This is a genomic window from Vibrio sp. 10N.261.52.A1 (genome assembly GCF_002876325.1).
Classification (GTDB): Bacteria; Pseudomonadota; Gammaproteobacteria; order Enterobacterales; family Vibrionaceae; genus Vibrio; species Vibrio chagasii.
In genome coordinates this window covers 12,375-17,033 of record NZ_MCYD01000970.1, presented here as the reverse complement: position 1 = coordinate 17,033, position 4,659 = coordinate 12,375, and the positions used below count along the sequence as shown (strand labels likewise).

At 45.5% G+C, this 4,659-nt stretch carries 3 protein-coding genes; 1 reads left to right on the top strand and 2 read right to left on the bottom strand.

What is annotated here, in order from left to right; translation table 11 throughout:
* Positions 1 to 108: 108 nt before the first annotated feature.
* Both ansA and sppA read right to left on the bottom strand, forming a co-directional pair.
* Complete coding sequence (ansA, locus tag BCT81_RS21095; protein ID WP_061033747.1) at positions 109 to 1,125, bottom strand: asparaginase; 1,017 nt, start codon at positions 1,123 to 1,125, stop codon at positions 109 to 111.
* A gap of 119 nt (positions 1,126 to 1,244) precedes the next feature.
* Positions 1,245 to 3,095 carry a signal peptide peptidase SppA gene (gene sppA / locus BCT81_RS21090; RefSeq protein ID WP_102425717.1) on the bottom strand — a complete coding sequence of 617 codons (1,851 nt, stop codon included), beginning with the start codon at positions 3,093 to 3,095 and terminating at the stop codon, positions 1,245 to 1,247.
* Between the two features lie 278 nt (positions 3,096 to 3,373).
* On the opposite strand from sppA, the gene BCT81_RS21085 reads away from it, so the two are divergent.
* Positions 3,374 to 4,659, top strand: a 1,286-nt coding sequence (locus BCT81_RS21085) for a 2,4-dienoyl-CoA reductase FMN-binding domain-containing protein (protein ID WP_198596936.1), incomplete at its 3' end; no start/stop codon positions are given.

Sequence of the window (4,659 nt, the reverse complement as noted above, 5' to 3'; positions counted from 1 at the left end):
CCCTTTTACGTTAAGTCGTTTATTTATAAACAATAAAACGATTGGGCTCACGTTAAAATGCTGCTCACATCATAGAAGAGCAGCCGCTCAAGATGAATCCTAACGAGCTTACAAGCTCATCTCACCACGCAGTACTTGCTGCATCTGAGTTTTCACTTCTTCGTAGCTTAGGTTTTGGCTTAATAGGTAATGAAGTTTCGCTAATGCCGCTTCTGGTGTCATATCATAACCACTGACCACACCTGCTTCAGCAAGTGCACAACCCGTCGCGTAACCACCCATGTTTACTTTACCGGCTAAACATTGGGTTAGATTTACTACGATAACACCGCGCTCTGATGCGTCTTTTAGGTGCTGAAGTAGCTCTGGGTTTTGTGGTGCATTACCAACACCAAAAGTAAGCAGGATCATCGCGTTAACAGGTTGTAGTAACGTGTTACGGATCACTTCGTGTGAGATGCCTGGGTACATAGTGATTACGCCGATTGGTTGCGGTGTAATGTTATGAACCTTGAACTCACCTTCAGGTTGCTCGTTGACTACAACGTTGTTGCTTAGCTGGATATTGATACCAGCTTCCAACAGCGGGTTAAGGTTTGGAGAGGTAAACGCATTGAAGCCATCAGCATGTGATTTAGTGCTGCGGTTACCACGCATCAATTTGTTGTTGAAGAACAGTGTCACTTCATTGATTGGGTAGTTCGCTGCGATGTGCAGTGCATTCAATAGGTTTGCTTGGCCGTCAGAACGTAGCTCAGCAAGTGGGATCTGAGAGCCGGTTACAATCACAGGTTTGCCAAGGTTTTCTAGCATGAAAGACAACGCAGAAGCGGTGTACGCCATAGTGTCAGTACCGTGCAGGATAACGAAACCATCGTATTTGTCGTAGTTCGCGCGGATGTCATCAGCGATAGTCTGCCAATCAAGTGGCGTCATGTCTGAAGAGTCCATCAATGGCGAGTATTCGTGGATGGTGTACTCAGGCATCTCTGGGCGATGGAATTCAGGCATACTAGCAAGCTGTTTATCCATGAATCCAGCAACAGGGACATAGCCGTGATCATGCGATTTTTGCATGCCGATTGTGCCGCCGGTGTACGCGATATAGATGTGTTTTCTTTCCATGGCGATTATTACTTTAGTGTGATGTAGGGAACAGGTGGGCGATTATAGCGAATTATTATGTAATAAAAAGAGGCGCCTCACACAGAGGCGCCCCTTGATAATAAAGCGTTGAGCTTAAATTATTGAACTTGGCAGTTTAAGCAAAAAGCGTAACGTCCTTGTGGGTCGTTAAAGTTGCTTAATAGTTGGCTATCTTGAGCTAACTGCTGCGTAACAGGCTGTAAACTGCTTGGTATCATTGACTGAATATCAAGACCAATCGACATCTGAACTTGGTTCATAAATTCTTGAATAAACTGCTCAGTAGCTGAAAGTTGCTCTTCTACCCAGTAGATGTTGTAGCTTTCGAGTTCTGCAAGTGAAGCGGCGGCTGCAATCGCATCATCGAAGTCACCAATTTCATCGACTAGACCATTTTGCATAGCGTCTTGGCCTGTCCATACGCGGCCTTGAGCAATTTTATCGACCGCATCAACACCCATTTCACGGTTTTCTCCAACTAGACCGATGAATCGGCGGTAGCCATGTTCGATACCCATCTGGAATGCATCTTTAGCACCATCAGTTAAGCCGGTCGTGATACCAAGGCCAGAGAAAGGTGATGTGCCAACGCCATCCGTGTAAACGCCAATGTCGTTCAAACCTTTTTCGAAGGTAGTGATGACACTGAAAATACCAATCGAGCCAGTTAACGTTGTTGGTTGAGCAAGGATCTTGTCTGCGCCCATAGAGATCCAGTAACCGCCAGAAGCGGCAAGGCTAGACATTGAAACAACAACAGGTTTACCCGCTTGCTTAATTGCTTCTATTTCATTGCGAATGACCTCTGAAGCAAATGCGCTGCCGCCAGGGCTATCCACTCGAAGAACGACGGCTTTAACTTTGTCATCGTTACGAGCTTGGCGAAGTAGAGCCGCGGTTGTATCGCCACCCACTGTGCCACGTGGCTGTTTGCCATCCATAATAGCGCCGCTAGCAACAATTACAGCAACATCGTGTGATTCACTGTTCATGTTTGGAAGCATGGTTGCACGGTACTCGTAGTAGCCCAGCGCGTTGTAACTGTCTTGACCATCACTGCCGAACACATCTGCGAGCTCTAGTCGAACTTGCTGGCGAGTGGCTAGCTCATCTACTAAACCAAGCTTTTCTGCTAGTTTAGCGATGTCACCATCGACAGACTCAAGATCTTTTAAGAAAGTGTCCATGCTTGGGTTGAGCGTCTTCGCATCAATTTGGCGGTTGTGGCTCACATCGTCAACGTAAGCACTCCATAGTTGGCCTAACCAACGTGATGCCGACTCTTTTGCTGCGTCAGACATGTCGTCACGAATGAAGGGTTCAATAGCGGATTTGTAAGTACCCACGCGGAACACATGAGTGTTCACATCAAGCTTCTCTAATAAGGTTTTGTAGTAAAGCGAGTAGGCGCTGTAACCTTTAAGAAGTACACCACCATCAGGCGACATGTATACCTTAGTTGCGTAGCTTGCTAGGTAGTATTGGCTTTGGTTGTAGAAGTCACCTACTGCATAAATTGGCTTCCCTGAAGCTTTAAACTCATTCAAGGCTTTTGCAATGTAGCGCAGCTTAGTTAGGTTGGTCTCTGGCAGTTCTTTAAGTGCCAAAACAATACCAGTTACATTGTCATCGTCTTTGGCGTAGCGAATCGTTTCAACGATATCAAAGAGAATGTTTTCTTTTGGCAGGTCCTTACCAAGCAGCGAGCCAGTGACGGAGTCCATTGGGTTAATATAGCGACTTTGTTCAACAATCGGACCCGACAGGTTAAGCACTAAAGCTGATTGTTGAGGCACAGTTGGTTGTGCAGTGTCTGAGTGGAAGTAAACAAAGTAGATAACGGCGATACTAAGTAAGAAGATTAAGTTAACAAGCGCAACACGTATAAACGTAATCAGCTTCCAAATCCCCTTGAAGATCATGCCTATAAATTTGAATATTTTTTTCATTCTGTCTCCGCAGTGAGATTACGTCGCTTTAACAAGCAGCAGTACCATTAATCTCAATAATATGAACTGCTTAGTATCCTACGATAATTCCCTAACTCAAACTATACCAAGAAGTGTCAATCGATTTATATTCTCATTAAGTGTAGCCAAATTAAGAGCTTCTGAACGATTAATACCTTCAGCATTATGATCGGTGTTACAAAAATGTAAACGGTTGTTTGAACTTTTGGTGATTGAGCTATACTGTGGTCAGACCACAAGGATAAATAATAGAAGTGATGTCTGCCATGTACCCACATTTACTTGAACCACTCGATCTTGGATTTACTCAGTTACGAAACCGTGTATTGATGGGATCAATGCACACAGGTTTAGAAGAGCATAAAGAAGGCCTGCATAAACTCGCTGCGTTTTACGAAGAGCGAGCAAAAGGAGGCGTTGGCCTAATTGTTACAGGTGGCTTTTCTCCGAACTTACGTGGCAGATTATCTCCGTTTAGTGCTGAATTCAGCAAAGTTAAGCACGCAAAAGCACACCAAGTTGTTACCGAAGCGGTACATAAGCACGGTGGGAAAATTGCGTTGCAGCTACTTCACGCTGGTCGATACGCAATGCACCCATTCGCGCAAAGTGCTTCAGGTATAAAAGCACCAATCGCCAAGTTTGCGCCAAGCGAAATGAGCCCTCGCCAAATCAAAAAGACCATCAATGCCTTTGCCAACAGTGCCGAACTTGCTCAAGTGGCAGGCTACGACGGCATTGAAATCATGGGCTCTGAAGGTTACTTGATTAACCAATTTATTTGTAAGCGAACCAACATGCGTTACGACGAGTGGGGTGGCTCTTATGAGAAGCGCATGCGTTTCCCACTAGAGATCGTCAAATCGATTCGTGAAGCCGTGGGCGATGATTTCATTATTATCTTCCGGCTGTCGATGTTGGATTTGGTTGAGCAAGGCAGTACCTTTGAAGATGTTGTGTTACTGGCTCAAAAGCTTGAAGAGGCGGGCGTTACCATTATCAATACGGGTATTGGTTGGCATGAAGCACGTATCCCAACTATCGCGACACAAGTACCACGTGGTGCTTTCTCATGGGTTACTGAGAAAGTGAAACCGTATGTTTCTATTCCCGTGATCACTTGTAACCGTATCAATACACCTGAAGAAGCAGAACGTATTATCAGCTCCGGTCAGGCCGACATGGTCTCCATGGCTCGCCCTTTCTTGGCTGACCCTGATTTCGTCAATAAAGCCGCGCAAGATCAAGCACAGTTCATCAACACCTGTATTGGTTGTAACCAAGCGTGTCTTGATAACGTATTCAAAGGGAAACGTGCGAGCTGTTTGGTTAATCCACGAGCGTGTCACGAGACTGAAATTGTTGTTCAACCCGCGCCAGCTACCAAGACGATTGCGGTAGTGGGTGCTGGCCCTGCAGGTTTAGCTTGTGCGACGACTTTGGCTCAACGCGGGCATAAAGTTGATTTGATTGAGAAAAATGATCGTATAGGCGGTCAGTTTAGACTAGCAATGCAGATTCCGGGCAAAGAAGAATTCAGAGA